The organism is Agarilytica rhodophyticola (genome assembly GCF_002157225.2).
In the GTDB taxonomy this organism is placed as follows: domain Bacteria; phylum Pseudomonadota; class Gammaproteobacteria; order Pseudomonadales; family Cellvibrionaceae; genus Agarilytica; species Agarilytica rhodophyticola.
In genome coordinates, this window is record NZ_CP020038.1 from 1,841,386 (window position 1) to 1,856,102 (window position 14,717).

9 protein-coding genes are annotated in these 14,717 nt (G+C 39.2%); 5 read left to right on the forward strand and 4 right to left on the reverse strand.

Annotated elements, in window-relative coordinates:
- Nucleotides 1-9: 9 nt before the first annotated feature.
- Complete coding sequence (locus tag BVC89_RS07790; protein WP_086930647.1) at nt 10-705, forward strand: alpha/beta fold hydrolase; 696 nt, start codon at nt 10-12, stop codon at nt 703-705.
- Between the two features lie 96 nt (nt 706-801).
- Here the strand turns inward: BVC89_RS07790 and BVC89_RS07795 are convergent, their stop codons facing one another.
- Nucleotides 802-1,710, reverse strand: coding sequence for a helix-turn-helix domain-containing protein (locus BVC89_RS07795; protein WP_103654244.1), 909 nt, complete (start codon nt 1,708-1,710; stop codon nt 802-804).
- 2,251 nt (nt 1,711-3,961) lie between these two features.
- Between BVC89_RS07795 and BVC89_RS07800 the strand changes: the two genes are divergently transcribed.
- The 4 genes from BVC89_RS07800 (at nt 3,962) to BVC89_RS07815 (ending at nt 6,989) form a co-directional block, all read left to right on the forward strand.
- Nucleotides 3,962-4,561, forward strand: a complete 600-nt coding sequence (locus BVC89_RS07800; protein WP_086930649.1) for a DUF6036 family nucleotidyltransferase — start codon at nt 3,962-3,964, stop codon at nt 4,559-4,561.
- Entirely contained in the window at nt 4,555-4,983 is a 429-nt protein-coding gene (locus BVC89_RS07805; protein WP_086930650.1) for a hypothetical protein, read from the forward strand. Before BVC89_RS07800 ends, BVC89_RS07805 begins: the two co-directional genes overlap by 7 nt.
- A 327-nt stretch (nt 4,984-5,310) precedes the next feature.
- Nucleotides 5,311-5,505, forward strand: a complete 195-nt coding sequence (locus BVC89_RS07810; RefSeq protein ID WP_086930651.1) for a hypothetical protein — start codon at nt 5,311-5,313, stop codon at nt 5,503-5,505.
- 593 nt (nt 5,506-6,098) lie between these two features.
- Nucleotides 6,099-6,989, forward strand: a complete 891-nt coding sequence (locus BVC89_RS07815) for a hypothetical protein (protein ID WP_086930652.1) — start codon at nt 6,099-6,101, stop codon at nt 6,987-6,989.
- Between the two features lie 679 nt (nt 6,990-7,668).
- Here the strand turns inward: BVC89_RS07815 and BVC89_RS07820 are convergent.
- The 3 genes from BVC89_RS07820 to BVC89_RS07840 all read right to left on the reverse strand — a co-directional run bounded on the left by BVC89_RS07820 (nt 7,669) and on the right by BVC89_RS07840 (nt 14,479).
- Entirely contained in the window at nt 7,669-12,243 is a 4,575-nt protein-coding gene (locus tag BVC89_RS07820; protein ID WP_086930653.1) for an AAA family ATPase, read from the reverse strand.
- 879 nt (nt 12,244-13,122) lie between these two features.
- A complete protein-coding gene (locus BVC89_RS07835; RefSeq protein ID WP_086930656.1) occupies nt 13,123-13,449 on the reverse strand; it encodes a hypothetical protein in 327 nt (108 codons plus the stop codon).
- Nucleotides 13,450-13,534: 85 nt separating this feature from the next.
- On the reverse strand, nt 13,535-14,479 hold the full coding sequence (locus tag BVC89_RS07840; RefSeq protein WP_086930657.1) for a hypothetical protein: 945 nt from the start codon (nt 14,477-14,479) through the stop codon (nt 13,535-13,537).
- Between the last annotated feature and the right edge of the window lie 238 nt (nt 14,480-14,717).

Sequence of the window (14,717 nt, forward strand, 5' to 3'; positions counted from 1 at the left end):
GAAATCGAAATGAAGATTATTAAATATAACAATGCTAAAACGTTATTTTTCATAAGTGGGATGTTTGCAGGAGGATGGATGTGGAAAGACTCACATAAGTCTATTGCTGGTACCCAACATCTCTTATTAGAAGAACCATTGTGTGCGATAGGTGGCACTGTAAGCGTCATCTCGGAGCACATCATCAAAGAATTAAAAAAAGTAGATGAAAAGGTTATTCTAGTAGGTAACTCTTTAGGTAGTTTTATATGTATGAATATAGCAAAACTTATTCCTGAGAAAGTGGAGAAAGTAATAATCTCTGGTTCAGCAGGCTTTGGTGAAGTTATATTAGATATAAAAATTAATAGTAAAAACTCTTCGGAGATTGCACAAAGGTTTGTTGATCTTATTTGTTATGATAAAAGTAAAGCGTCTATAGAAGTTAAAGAAAAGACTGCTAAGAGCTTCAAAGAGAACCTTCGCAATATTATAGGCTTGATGAGAGAAAGTAATGCCGCAAATGCAACGGAGTTATTAACTAAAGTGAAGTGCCCTGTGCATGCAATATGGGGCGAAAATGATGTAATAACACCTATTTCTCAAGCTATTACAACATTTGATAACTTTGGTATACCTGTTAGCTTAATCAATGAATGTGGCCATAGTCCCATGTATGAGAAGCCAACAGAATTCGCCTCTTGCGTTAGCGAATGTATAAAGTAATGTAAATACAATAGTAAAATATAAAACCATTATCTTGGTATAAAATAGTTTTACCCGCTATTTATGGTATTGAGGTAATGGTTCTCCGCCTGTATTTCAGAGACTATATTCTTTTATTTTGTTTCTCAATGTCGTGTGATTTATCCGAAGATAATCAGCTGTGGCTTGTATTTGTCGATCATTTTCATATAGGGCCTCCTTAATAAACTGCTTATCTATATGTTTATGGAACGTTCTCATATCAGCTTTTGTCTTGTCGGTCTCGAGTAATTTGTAGGCTAATTTTAATCTATCCCAAAAAAATCTACCTCCAATAGAAAGGTCAATAACTCTCTCTTGAGATATATAATAAAATGATAATGCCGTATAAAATGTAATAGTAGGGCCAATAACTGCGACAGGAATAGCATATTTAGTGGAAGAAAGGGCGACAACTATAAAAAATACTATAATCAAAGGTATAAATGAAATAATCGCGATTAAGTTCTTTGAAACAGTCATTCGCTGTTTTTTGCAATGTTTAACATTCCTCAGCAAAAAGTATATCGTAAGTATGTTAGATATCATTATGTATAAGTCAAAACACCATGCAAAAGATCCATCATTATGCATTAAAGAGTTTTGTTCTACTCGATAGCTTTCTACCATCAAACCATTAAAATGTAGAAAAGTCAGCAATAAAGGGAAAGCGTAAAGCCAATCTGAGCTAATGTTTATAAAGATATTTTTTCGATCTGAAAGAAATATGCTTGTCATCATTAAATGTGTGAAAAAGAAATACGCAGCAATTAGGTAGGCATCAGCTGCATATCCGGCTGCCTTAACTGAAAACGAAAATAAGACGTACATTATTGCTTGGGAAAAATTCATTAATACCAAATTTGAAAACAGTTTGATATAATGGTTACCCATTTTTCTTTTGTATAGCCTGATTAAAATAAATACACATAATACGGCCGGCACCATTGGCAGAGCTGCATACATCCATAAATTATTAATCATCATAAAACCTTAGCTTCATGCTTTATAACTTCACTTCTCTCATCAATTAGAGGCGAGCATTGTTATTGTATTTTAAGGTGAAGTCTAGTACTTGTTATGCCAAATGTTTAGCTTGTTTTTTGCTCTAAAAAACTTTAAATCGTTGCTAAAACAGAGCTTAATTTATTCAAAATAAAATAAATGCGACAAAAAATTAATTTAGGCGAAGCTTCATAAAGCTATATTATATATATCTTAAAGCTTAGGTTTAAAAATTGAGGTTATGATTTTTAGTGTTTAGGATCTTTTTTTGACTTAAGGTTAAGTTTTTTATGTTGGACTGTGAAGTTGATCAAGTTTTTATGTAAGTCACAATAGATTGAAAATGCTTCAACTAAATTGAATTGATATAGAGAGTGAGTCTTATACCAAACCAGCAAATTGCTATCGCCTTTATCATAGATATTTGAGTATGCGTCAATCATATGACATGTTTTGTGAAAAACTTAATTTATTGTTATCCCGCATTCATATTGGTTCTTGAGTGAAACTAGAAGATACTTTTTTAAAAAGCCTTTGGTGTCAATGAAGATTTGTTGTGCCTAAAATGAAAACATAAGTGCCAAGCTGGTAGTGCAAATATTGTCACCCTAGTCTTCGTGAGATGAGCACATGTTCATTTACACTATTATTATTCGGTTTTACCCTTTTTTTTCGAGTATCACTACAGCCCGCATTTTACGTGGGTTTGATATAAGAAAATAAAAAAGCGTATTTATGCTAAAAAGCATAAAAGTTCTTTAATAATCAGATGTTTATTATAGTTTTTGTATTGTTCACTGCCGTGTAGGCAGCTTAGAAATATTGCAAGTGTAAGCTTGACAGGTACGCCGCGTTCACTGCCGTGTAGGCAGCTTAGAAAATTAGTGGTCGTTGTAGTAGAAGAAACAGGTTGTTCACTGTCGTGTAGGCAGCTTAGAAAATCAACAAAAAGTGTTGAGGAAAACATTTTAAATTCACTGTCGTGTAGGCAGCTTAGAAATAATTAAAGGCTTTAAAATCAACAATTTGACAATTCACTGTCGTGTAGGCAGCTTAGAGAGCTGTGAGTTTTCTCGGTTATTCACATGTAATATTCACTGCCGTGTAGGCAGCTTAGAAAATTCACAAAAACACGAATAAGATCACCAAATGGTTCACTGCCGAATAGGCAGCTTAGAAAAGTGAAAAGAGTTAAAACAGTAACAACCTGCAGTTCACCGCCGTATAGGCAGCTTAGAAAATAATTAAAACTCCTACATGTTTTAATTTTTTGTTCACTGCCGAATAGGCAGCTTAAAGTAGCAGGTTAGTTGAGTGGCATTCGTATCGCTGCTTGCTAACTGGTGTCTACTGCTAATATTTCCCCTATCGCTTTTTTAATCACAAACTCATGCAATATTTAGTTTTTAAACGCAAAATAAAGCTGATAAATATTCCTAGTATATTGATTTTATTGTATATATTTTTTCAGTTATGTGAATTTCGAGTTAGTGTGATTAGTATTCTATTTGTATTTTAATTAATCCCAAAAAGCCCTAATTTTCTCCGTTCTGAGTAAGGTTTGCGTATTTCTTTCTGGGTAGCCATTGCCCTCAAAAAACCATTATAAAAGTCCGTCGCTAAGTTACTGATTTATAAGGAAATAATTTTTCGACATCGACGGACTTCGAAAGTGGTGCCTAGTAGAGTGAGAGAGAATATAGGGGAGAAGAGAGAATTTGATGCTATGAAGTCCGGGATCAAAAAATAGCCGAAGTCCGCTAAGCCACGCCATTACTAGGCTGTAGCGCGGTGGTCGCGCATAAAAAAAGCCAACCTGATAGGGGTTGGCTTTTATCTATTGGTGGAGGGGAGGGAACTCGGTTCAAACCCCTTCTATGATGTATTTGGGCTTAGCGGTAACTAGCAGTAAGTATTGGTAAGCTCATTAAACGCTATCTTCCTACCTTCGTATATGTCTTTTTGATATATGCTCGTTAAGTGGTTTTTGGCGCAGCGTTATCTACTAAGTGATAGAATTAAATTATTGTATTTGGCTTAGAGTGAGATAGATTACACACCTCTCCTTGAATATCGGATATATTGTATTTTGAATAAAGGCAATAGATATCTAGGTTCAGTATGAGTGCAAATACGATATGAGGGTTGCTTAAAGCGTCAACGATTTAAAGAATATAGTGTCTTTAAAGTAGAGAACGGCGATTGTCGATAAATCATTGGGAAAGTTCGCAGAATGAATCATGACTTACACCTAAATACGCCCCTATCCAAAGCCGTGCTAAGTTTTTTTAATCGGGCGGAGCAGGACTTCTCGAAGGTGCAAAAGCAACCTGGTAGTATCAAAGCATACATCTTTGGAGGCTGCGCGATGCATATATTGACAAATTCTCGTGGTAGTGGTGATATTGATGTGGAGTTTTCGGCAGCACGGCATGTGAAAAGCTCTGAGTTAACCTTTAATGTTTCCCCCATTACCTATACTTCTCAGGGTACAAAACTACGTTTACTTTATGATAAAACCTTTTCGCCGACACTAGGCCCTCTTCACGAAGACTATCAGGATGATGCTATACAGATAGAGACTAGGATGGTGGCTTCTCCATTGTGGCTTTATGTGGTGACACCTGCCGATTTGGCTGTCTCAAAACTGGGACGCTTTGGCGAGAGAGATATCGACGATATCTTAACTTTGATAAAAGTGAAAAGATTGTCTATTGATGAGTTTGTAAGCAGAGCTAATGAAGCGGCTGAGTATTATGTTGGTAATGTCGTCGCTATAAAGAATAATGTGAGCCATATCCAACGCCGAGCAGAGAGCTTGAAACTATGTTAAACGATAAAGATGTTTATGATGCTCTTGATCGAGTTGCCGAAAGTCGTCTACGTAATACGTCAGTGGAAGACATGGTAGCAGTCGCTCTCGCTGTATGGCATGAAGGCTTTGTGCCAGACGTTTCTTGGGCTAAGAATTTAAACCCTGAAAGTCAAAGAGTTGTCGGCTACATGATAGAGTTTTTAGCAGGCTTTAATGTACTTTGCCATGAAGAAAGGGAAAACCTATTATCCTTTTCTGAAAAGCTAAAGCCCTCTAGTGTGCCTTACGTTACTCCCGACCGATATAGGGATGAATTAGCGACAGACTGGGGACTGAAACATGATGTGACTCCATACTTTGAACACCTTTCTCATTTTCAGACTCGTCATTATGGACATAACTCAGATTATGAGCGTCCATCGCCAAATTTTGTTTTGTAACAATAGCTGAATCATTTCCTATAAAATAAATTTCTAATTATCCAACCAACCTTCATTTTACAGAAAAGTTTTGGCACGCTTTACTGTTTAATATAAGATGCTCAGTATTTTTGTTTTTTATCTGCTTTTATTAAATTAATTAGATAGTATAATTTTAGTTTGTGTTGATGCGTCTAAAATCCATGAAAATTTAAGCGTCATGGTTAATTCATAATTCTCCGCATTAAATATTTAATCTAACTTTCAATAAATTAGGAAAAATTTATCCTAAATTTTATTAACTAAAATAATGTTGTAAGCAAGCGGAAGTAAAAATGAGGAAGTAAATTGGAAATAATATTTAAAGAAGTTGATGGTATAACATACGAAGCGGAATATACGGTAGATGGCAATATGCTTACCGTCTACGGAGTAAATACTTCAAAGTCTAGTCAGCTCAATGGGATAAGAGAAGAAAGCCTAGCAAAAATATTATTAGGGCATTTAATTCGAGAGGGGAAGGCTGAAGAGCAAAATTCGTAGACAGAAGGTAGAAGTTGACTAAATGGACTATATGCTGTGTCAATCCATTATACACAAAACGAAGATTGTAAATACACTATCTATTAAGTTGACCAATAAATGAACATCGCGATATGGAAATATTTATTGCTAGTCTTCGAAATTGTTGGTATCTTGTTTTTAACTAAATCACTTAACTCGTCTCTTGGAGAGACAAGCTTTGAGATAATATGCTTTAAAGCTAACATTTCGGGTTTGCATGGATGCTTAAAACTGTCATAGAGAGGCAGCCGTGCTCATATTGTATTCACAATTATTCCTATCCCAAATGTCATCTGTAATGGTGATATTACTTTTTCTTTTCTCCTTTCTTAGCCTTATTTTCAGTTTTTGTCTTCAGTGGGCACAGCGAGGAGGAGGGCTAATGTATCTGCTGACGTGTATTATCTTGTGCTGTTGGGCTACTGCAGTTGGAAGCCCAGACACAGTAAGCCCTTCGGATGTAGTTGGCCTTTTAAAAAGTATATTAAAGAAGTAATGTTTAACAAACATATCAAAGCACTAAATCTTCAGCAGTTAATGTATCAAATAAGGTTCAGAGGTTAATAGTAGTTATGCATGTATTATTAGAAAGTATGAGTTCGCTACTAGGTGTATTGCTTAATCATTATCAGTGGTTTTTTTCCGGGATTGGTGTTCCGATATGTAGTTACTTATTTCTCAGACGTTTATCGAAAAAACAGACCGATGAAAACAGGAATAGAGTTTTAGTTCCCCAAAAAAACGATAGTGATAGTAACAATAATGAGTCAGAACAAGGGGGGGCATTGTCAGGTTCGTATCGAACGGCAGTTGGTCAAAAACATAGATGGCTTAGAGAGGAAATTCTTGATATTAAGTTAAGAGATATGGCAATTTTTTATGGATTAGATGAAGTAACACAGTTAGAGAGTTACGAGCTAGGAAATATTGAGCTGCCAATGAGTTTAATTGAAAAAGTAGAAGATTTCTTTTTTTTAAAACCAGACTTTATCGATTCGGATATATCATCTATATTTCGCTCGTTTCATTTGTGTGAACGAGAACTCGCAAAACTATTCGATAAAGGCTTTTCAGCTACCATAGCTTGTTGCCCTTATAATAGAGATGATCTGCTTTGTTATATAGTTATGCATAAAGTGGAAAATAAATTTACAAGAATTATTTCTTCTGACTTAATTGGTTCATTTATGTCTTCAGGTGGAGGTAGAATGAATATTCAGTATTTAATAAATGAAATTTTGGATAGAGGGATCTCTAATTACCATGTGCCTATTCTCACCGCGACTGAAGATGACTGGGAGAAATTAGAGCAAAAATGTTATTATGATGTAAATTTGTGTCATCGAGTTGGAGCCGCTGATAGAGCATGTATGGATATATTTAGCCTCTGGTATGAAGAAACCGTTAAATCTAGAAAAAGTTATAAGCCTGAAGCAGAGTTTTCTATTGGTACTGAGTATTAGGTTAAAGAATGCAGATTTAATATATGTACTTATATTTCATCTAGAACTATTGAGGTTGTTATCAATAAGTGTATTAAAAAACAGTAATCTAATGATATAGATTGACTTATTTGCAAATAAAATGCTACATTCAGGATAATGTGGTTGAGCCATATTTGGAGCTAAAGGTTCCAATGTTGGTCTGGTCGCTAGGAGTGCATTTATAGGAAGAACTCAGAACTACTGCGAGGCAGACTCTGAACTGTCCTAGCCTATATATGGTATCACGCTCTGTTAGCTGGAATGATACTCCAGTAGTAAACCCACTATAAACTGATTAGCTATCACTTTTAGTGGCGTCGCTGGCCTGCGACGTAAAGCTCAAATGTTACTAACATCCTGAGCCGGCTTAGGGTTTTTATGGAGAGCAATATGTTCACATTTAAAAACTCTAAATATGAGGTTACCATTGATGTGGCAAAAATTATTAAAGCATTAGCATTTTTAATTCTACTTTTATAGTAATCTTTGGCGGGGTGACCTCGGTCACCCATAGCTGAAAGCCATCCCATTTATAGCCAATGACGGACGCTGCATTAATTAAATTTTCCTCTGAATTCCTGCATTTAATTCCTTACTCTGACTAAAGATATTGAATTTTTATTTGAGACTATTAAGAATGCGTTCTATAAAGACCAAGCTATTGTCTCTCTGCAGCTTTCAGCCAATCCAGGATAGAGCTTCCCCCCAATGACAATAATAAATCCTGCACTGACACCACACGACATAGCATTTCACCGTTGTCCGACTCTTCTCTCTCTTCCGCTTCTGCAAACAGGCGAGTCACCAGCTGAACAAGATGATCACCATGATCGTAAAAATAGGATTGATCACGACTAATATAGGACAAATACATCTCCAGCGCGGCAAGTGCTGTTTCGGGATCTTGCTGCGCAGTAGCGTTGAGCCATTCATTAAACCTAGGTATGCGATGGCTTTTGTCTTTCGGGTCACTTTCAAGTACGCTGAGGTAAAGTTTGATCAAGTGTATTGGTATGATAATCGTTGACGTGTCATTACTAAATAACGCACTCATTTTGTTAGCGACTTCTATTGCAAGAGAATTGCCTGAATTCAGTCCTGCCTCGATGCCTGACAAGCACTGTGAACGATGCTGCTTGATATTCTCAGTGTGAGTCCAAACGCTTGCGGACCCTCTCCAGGCTCCAGCGACATTAAGTGAATTCAAATCGCCAAGTAGGCTGACAAAATCAATATGCCCACTTAGGGCAGCTAAAGCTGAAATCCGCCCCCAGGTTTCTGAATCTCTCTCATTGCCACTTCTATAGATACAATCTAGAGCAGACTTAACCTTATCGAAATTGCCGCGATAGCCATAATAAAGACAGCGTTCTGCCTCCTTCCAAAGCCCTCTTGCGTCCTCTGTTGCACGATAAAACAACGCCCACCCCAATCCTGGATCTTTACTTTGGAGAAAAGGCAAGCGTCGCATAATCAGTGCGCGAATTGCAGGATGTTCGTTGCCGGAAAACAGATATAGTGCTTTCGGCAGTAATTCGGGCAGTGCAATATTGCGCTTATAAAAGTTGCAGGCTAATATCATCAGAGCTTCAGTAACTTTTCCGCTCGTCATGTTGATACCCCTATTAATCCAATCGCCCGACTCTTCCTTATAGCTGGCCTCCTCTCTATAACTGGAATAGCCTAATGCCAAAAATACCAACCGATCTGCAGCCTGGGCACTCTGAATAACATGTGCGCATGACTCCAAAGCATTTGCAGCGGAATGACTTAGTCGCCAATGGGAAGAGTGTCTATCAAGCTCATCAAGGATCTGATTAGCCAATTGAGGAGCATCGTGCTCCGCAATTGGCTTCCAAGAACTATTTGTTTGCAGGTTGCCATGGCGATATGCGAGATAGCTGGCAACTCCATCCATTATCTCATCACTAAAGTCTCCCGATATATCTTTCCATCGTGATGACAGTATATTTAGGAAGCGCGATGGATTTCGAGAAGAGGCTTCGCGCAGCTGCCGACCGACTTCCCTCTGCCCGCCGACCACAAACTCATCGAAATCACGAATATACCCTGCATAATGTGCTAACAAGTCAATCACGCCATCATTACTAGCTTCGAGAAATACCTCATATGAAAATGGAGGTGCCACTATGCCACCGCGTATACCAATGTATGGCTGACGAATAAATGTGCCATCTACTTTTCCGCAGTCATCTAAAATCGCCTGTATATTTTCTGAACGCAGATAACAAGGAATGGCAGATATATACTCAGATCTTTTTTTCAATACCCAGAGTCGAGAATCTTTATCCTCTGCATGCTCTTCCCATATGGTTTGTAGCATCTCCATAATCGCATCTTGCGCGGCTTTATCAAGATATATAAATGCCACCTGAATCAATTCACCCAACTCAAAAGAAAGCTCGAATTCCAGCAAGTTTCTGTCACACAACAGACGCTCGATCACATCAAGGTTCGGAATAGGTGAATTTGTAAGGGCGAGGACTGCGAAGTAACACAGCGCGCCTTCGTGGTTAAAGCAAAGACGCTCTCTGTTGTTTTGCCACCAATCAGAATTTTCTTGCGCATGATTAAGGATCGCGGCCTCGATTGCACCCATCAGGACCCGCTCACTATCTACATGATGAATATCATCCTTAGAGTGAACGTCATGGTATGACGTTTCATTAAGAAATCCAGATCGATAACCTACTCTAATTTCTCCATATTGAGCGGACTTGATTTGACTCCACCTCTCAACTTCTTCCAGCGCCAAGTCAAGTAAGGCAGTAGATTCGACCATTCTTTGTGTCAAGAAATCATCGTTTTTTTCCCCAAAGTTATGAGGCTTACAATGCAACTTATGATCGAAATGAAATTTTGTTACGTCTTCTTCACCTATTTCACTAGTAATGTACTGCCATAAGAGCTTGTCATCGACTATTCCAGCTTTTATGCAGTTTGCAACGGTGCGCCCAAGAAAACTATGCCGGTGTTTTAGCGTAGGCATGCAGAGCAATCGCTCTAGCAAGGGCACAGCCAGCGATAAATTTTCTGTTTCAAATTCGGATAATGAAAAGATCAGTTGCTCCGCAACTCTTGTGCTATCCAGCCAATCAATTGCCAACAAATCTATCCAAAACTCCAACACTCCCGCAGTGTCTTCTTTACACCACCGTGCAACTCTATGCGCATGAATCGTTAGTCCCTCAGAATCATACAAGTTCCTCAACTCTGGAACTAAATGAGAGAACCAAAAGTGGTGCCACTCTACAAATGAAGCTTGGGTGTAGATTACCTGAAATACTTCACGATGCTGGTTTCTCAAATCCCGTATCAGCGGCCAGTCGTCATCCTGAGGTACCTGCTGTGCAAACGATTCGGCAACCAGGCGGCGGATATGAAAAGCAGCATTGCCTGTCAATACTGTTCTCAGTTGCTTTCGGAAATCTCGCCGATCTCCTGCTGCCAACTGGGCGACGAAGCTGCGTATGCTGGGCCTTACAAAGGGTACGGGCGACAGACCTTGAATAAAATTATTGAGAGAGATCCCTTGACGTATGGCGCTACTTATTACCAATACGTCCAGTAAAGTCTGATGACCAAACGTCAATCTCCCATCATGGGTATCTTGCAGCACATTGAGACTATTCAGTCGCCGTTGGATGTCCGGTGAAGCATTGAAACGCTGATGCGGAATTGACAGGCTGCGAGACTTCAACATGTCATCCGCGACAGTTTCGATTGCCTGCATCGCAGCATCACCCAATGTAGGTTCATCTTGCACTATGGTCTTGAGGTAGCGCTGTGCCAGCGCTTGGCTGGCTACCACTTTGAAGCTGCCTTCGCGCTGGGCGAGTTCAACAAACAAGGCAAGTTCGCGGGGGGTACGGATCAATTCGTGCGTAACTTGATCGATAGTCGTCGAATCAATTCCGAGTGTGTCGAGCAACGGTACAATTTTGGTATCCCAATCCAATGGCAAACACTGCAATTCGCAGTCCCACTGCCGGGAGGCAATCCGTCGATCATACTTGCGGTCAAAGTCGCGGCAAGCTGTGACAACAGTAACGTTGGGGATCAGCAGTAATTTATCTATTTGCGCCAGGAAGTACGTCAAGACGTTGTGCTCACGAGCAATGGACAGGACATCCAGGGAATCAATGACTGTGACCACATGCGTCTCTTCCGCCAGGCGAGCAGCCTGCTCTACCCATTGCTCTGACAACCCTTGTGCCTGACGCTCCTTCGCCGTTTCCATATCAGCGAATTCACTTGACTGAATGAAAAGTGGAATCAAGTCCCCTCGGGCTTGCATACGCCGCTCAAGCATCTCTTGCATGCTAAGCATTACACAGGTTTTTCCTGACCCCGGAAGCCCCGTCAGTAAGATGGCTCGTTCCCCGGCATCGATAGCAGACAGCAGCTCATTTACAACCTCGCTCTCAATACGTTGACCAGAAATATCTCGATGCCAAGCCCTACCTATAGCCGAAGTACTGGCAAATGATGCGCGCACATGTGCCGCGGATATCATAGGAACCAGCATTGCTCCCGCTCTTTGGAAAATCTCTTTAAGATCGTCTTTGGTTAGACGGTGCTGGCTGGAGATCGTCAGGTCGCTAACTTCCATACGCCCTCCAATTTTATCCAGCCTTACCCAAAGAGCGTTGTATACGGCATCTGAGTTACTTGCCATTTGGCGCAAGCGCTCATGCAACAACATCTCCATGCGATCAAAGTCCTGACTGACTTCAAAGGAAGTTCGACTGAGAAATTCATAGGTGGTGAGACCCGGAGTATGGTCTGCAATGCGAGTGGCTAATTCACTATCTGTCTTTGCGTGCTCTTTGGTAAGATTTGTAAGATATTCAGCCTCGTTACTATAGAGAGTACTGAACTCACGCAATTTGGCGATGGAGCCAAAATCACTGCGCGAATAGAAACGGACTTTGGCATCTGAAGTCTCAACAAGCATCTCAAAGGCCTTGACCAGCTCATCTCCGAGGTCAGCTATGGACCAAGCCCTGAAATTAGCCTGATTCTTTTTACACTGGCAGCAGACCAAGGAACCATCAGACTTGCCAATTACAACATCATCCACCTTATAGGTGGTCGAATCCACTTCCAGCCACTGATACTCTGAGTCAGACAAAATAGTCAATGCCCAATCAAAAGCAACCAGGGTTTGATAACTATCACCGCGGTTGGAGCGTATTCCTGCCTCGCTCATAAAGTATTCTCTATTTATTATTTCGCTTTATATTTTTTCCAAGGCTCCAGCTCATTCACCTGAAATATCAATCAGCCGGCATACCGAATTCCACGGACAGTTTATTTTAATTAATGTACACTTTGGGTCGTATGTTATCTCTGAAGGGATGAATTCAAGCTTATGTTGGCAAAGTATACAAATATCTTCTTAGGGCGGCCTTCTGACGTATTAATAACCCCATTCCAATGTCTACTATTGTCGAATCGTCGTCACTAATTCTATCATTTTGTGTGTCTGTTTGAGTTTTATACGACGTCAGGTTGGTTTTGAATATCAATTGTATGTACAGTATAGAACCATCATAGAAATAAAGTGCCGCTGACAAAATAATGCTTTTAGTGTCAGCCATCATCTTTCTTTTTATAATCGTTCTGTGAATAGCTATAACGTCCAATACGAGTGAGTATTGGACGTATTAGGATCTATAATTGGCGTTTAGCATTGTTTTTTGTCTCAAGCGGACACTCAGTTAAGAATAATGAACACGTGCTTCTTCCACTAAGCAGACCTTCGTATAATTTTAACGTCGAGTTCACCGGCCTGTCCTCTGTAACGCTTTGGTATGCGATTGCATGTTCACTATCGTAAACCAATACCTGCTTGGCCCCCAAATCAACAAATATTTGACTTGGATGATTAATTCAGATGAATTAAGTATATACTCGGCCTCATAGTGATATTGATCAATTACTGTGAAACTAATCAGTACCGGTATTTCTTCTTCCACCACTATATGAGTTTGATTCTCTGAAAGCAGTTTTTCAAATTGTTCTTTCACTACACTCCCCGACCAATAACCCCAATCTAGATCTGAGCTAAGGATATTTACAACAAAATCTAAGGGTTCTGATTTAATGTTATCGGCTGGCGCGTTATCAGAAATTTGATAATGTTGATAACTAATAAAACGAAGGAAACGAAACAGACCAACAAAATAGAAGTAACGCTATTTGATCTGAATTTTTGAAACCCGTACTTTTCGATTTCTTCAGTGGTGGCTATTACTATGCTTTGAGAGTCTCGGTCATTATTTTTCTTTGCTTCTGCCAGCTTGAGTTTTGGCTCTTTAATTCTAAGCCAATCAAGATAAAACTTGGAAATAGCAACTATCCCACCAAAAGCAGATAAGATTATCGGCCAGAATTGTTCAATTAGTAGGATCATTCTCGATCTCTTTTACGCATAACGCCGCAAGCAAAAGCGAGCGATAGCGAATCCAGAGCCGAAGGCGCGATTTTGGCTTGCTTTGTTATGCATCTTTGATTAGCCAAGTTAAACCACTTTGTGGGAGCGCCCAAGTACCATAGCTAAACTTCACATACCCTTCACTTTCAGTCACTTGACTTACGACATCTTCGAGAACCAGGGTTTTAAATTGTATTTTTAGCTCTTTTGGGTATGTGATAGTTATATCAAAGTTCTTAGTGGGGTGAGCCATTTGCCAATATTGAAATTTATTTTTCTCCACTGTATATTCAGCTTCTGTTATTACAACTAGTCCATCGATCGAAGCATAGTCGGATAAAGATACTTTTATGCCTTGAGATAGTTGACGTTGATCAACTGAAAGATCAATGACCTCTCCCGCTTTTTCATGGTTTGCAGGATACTGTATTTTAACTTTGAGGCTTTTAACCTCTAAAAACTCTTCTTCGTCCGGTTTCCAGCTAACGTCATTCTGGATTTTATCTCTCGATGCGCGGCAAACATACCTCACTTTATCTTTCACAAAGTAGCCTTCGCCATTTTCCACATGACTCATGAGGACTTCTGTGGAAACATCCTCTCTATACGGCTCCGAAATAAATTTATGTAAATGAAGATGAAAATACTCTAGGAAGCTACCATCTTTATCAATTTGAGAATTTTTAAATTGAATTTTTAGGATGTTTGTTTGTAGTTGCTTTAAAGCAGAGTCATCTAGAGTTTTTAAATAACTATTTTCGACAACCACTTCCTTCAAGCGCTCCCCAAAATACTCTCTCCAATTTTTACTATCCAATAAAACCCCAAAGATTGCTATACCCATCAAGGCGATTGACAGAGTAGTCAACGAGCTTATCGCGGAATTAGTGAGTGAACCTGGTGACGGCTGACTAGCCTCCATCCAGTAAGCTGATGCAAATACACCAATTAGTCCTATCAAGAATGTAACTACTGATTTCAGCTTAATCATCTCCTTAGCGCTGCTCATTTAATAACCCTCTCTTGAATTAGTGCATAGCAGTTTGATCAATAGACTTGTTCTACTTATCACTCTTCTCTTGATCAAATTAAGCTCTAAATGGCTTTAAGTCTATTATTTTCAATAAAAACAAATGGTTAGATGGTGATTATCTATTGATACTTTTGAGATCAAGAGAATAGCTCTACTGATCTTGGATTAACTCCATATCATCAATGACCACTCTGGGCGAAGAGCCGTCATCAAG

What these genes read in the sequence shown, in the direction of transcription:
- BVC89_RS07820 (WP_086930653.1), bottom strand. Translation starts at nt 12,243, where the DNA reads ATGAGCGAGGCAGGAATACGCTCCAACCGCGGTGATAGTTATCAAACC.
- BVC89_RS07800 (WP_086930649.1), top strand. Translation starts at nt 3,962, where the DNA reads ATGAATCATGACTTACACCTAAATACGCCCCTATCCAAAGCCGTGCTA.
- BVC89_RS07835 (WP_086930656.1), bottom strand. Translation starts at nt 13,449, where the DNA reads ATGATCCTACTAATTGAACAATTCTGGCCGATAATCTTATCTGCTTTT.
- BVC89_RS07795 (WP_103654244.1), bottom strand. Translation starts at nt 1,710, where the DNA reads ATGATGATTAATAATTTATGGATGTATGCAGCTCTGCCAATGGTGCCG.
- BVC89_RS07815 (WP_086930652.1), top strand. Translation starts at nt 6,099, where the DNA reads ATGCATGTATTATTAGAAAGTATGAGTTCGCTACTAGGTGTATTGCTT.
- BVC89_RS07790 (WP_086930647.1), top strand. Translation starts at nt 10, where the DNA reads ATGAAGATTATTAAATATAACAATGCTAAAACGTTATTTTTCATAAGT.
- BVC89_RS07840 (WP_086930657.1), bottom strand. Translation starts at nt 14,479, where the DNA reads ATGAGCAGCGCTAAGGAGATGATTAAGCTGAAATCAGTAGTTACATTC.
- BVC89_RS07805 (WP_086930650.1), top strand. Translation starts at nt 4,555, where the DNA reads ATGTTAAACGATAAAGATGTTTATGATGCTCTTGATCGAGTTGCCGAA.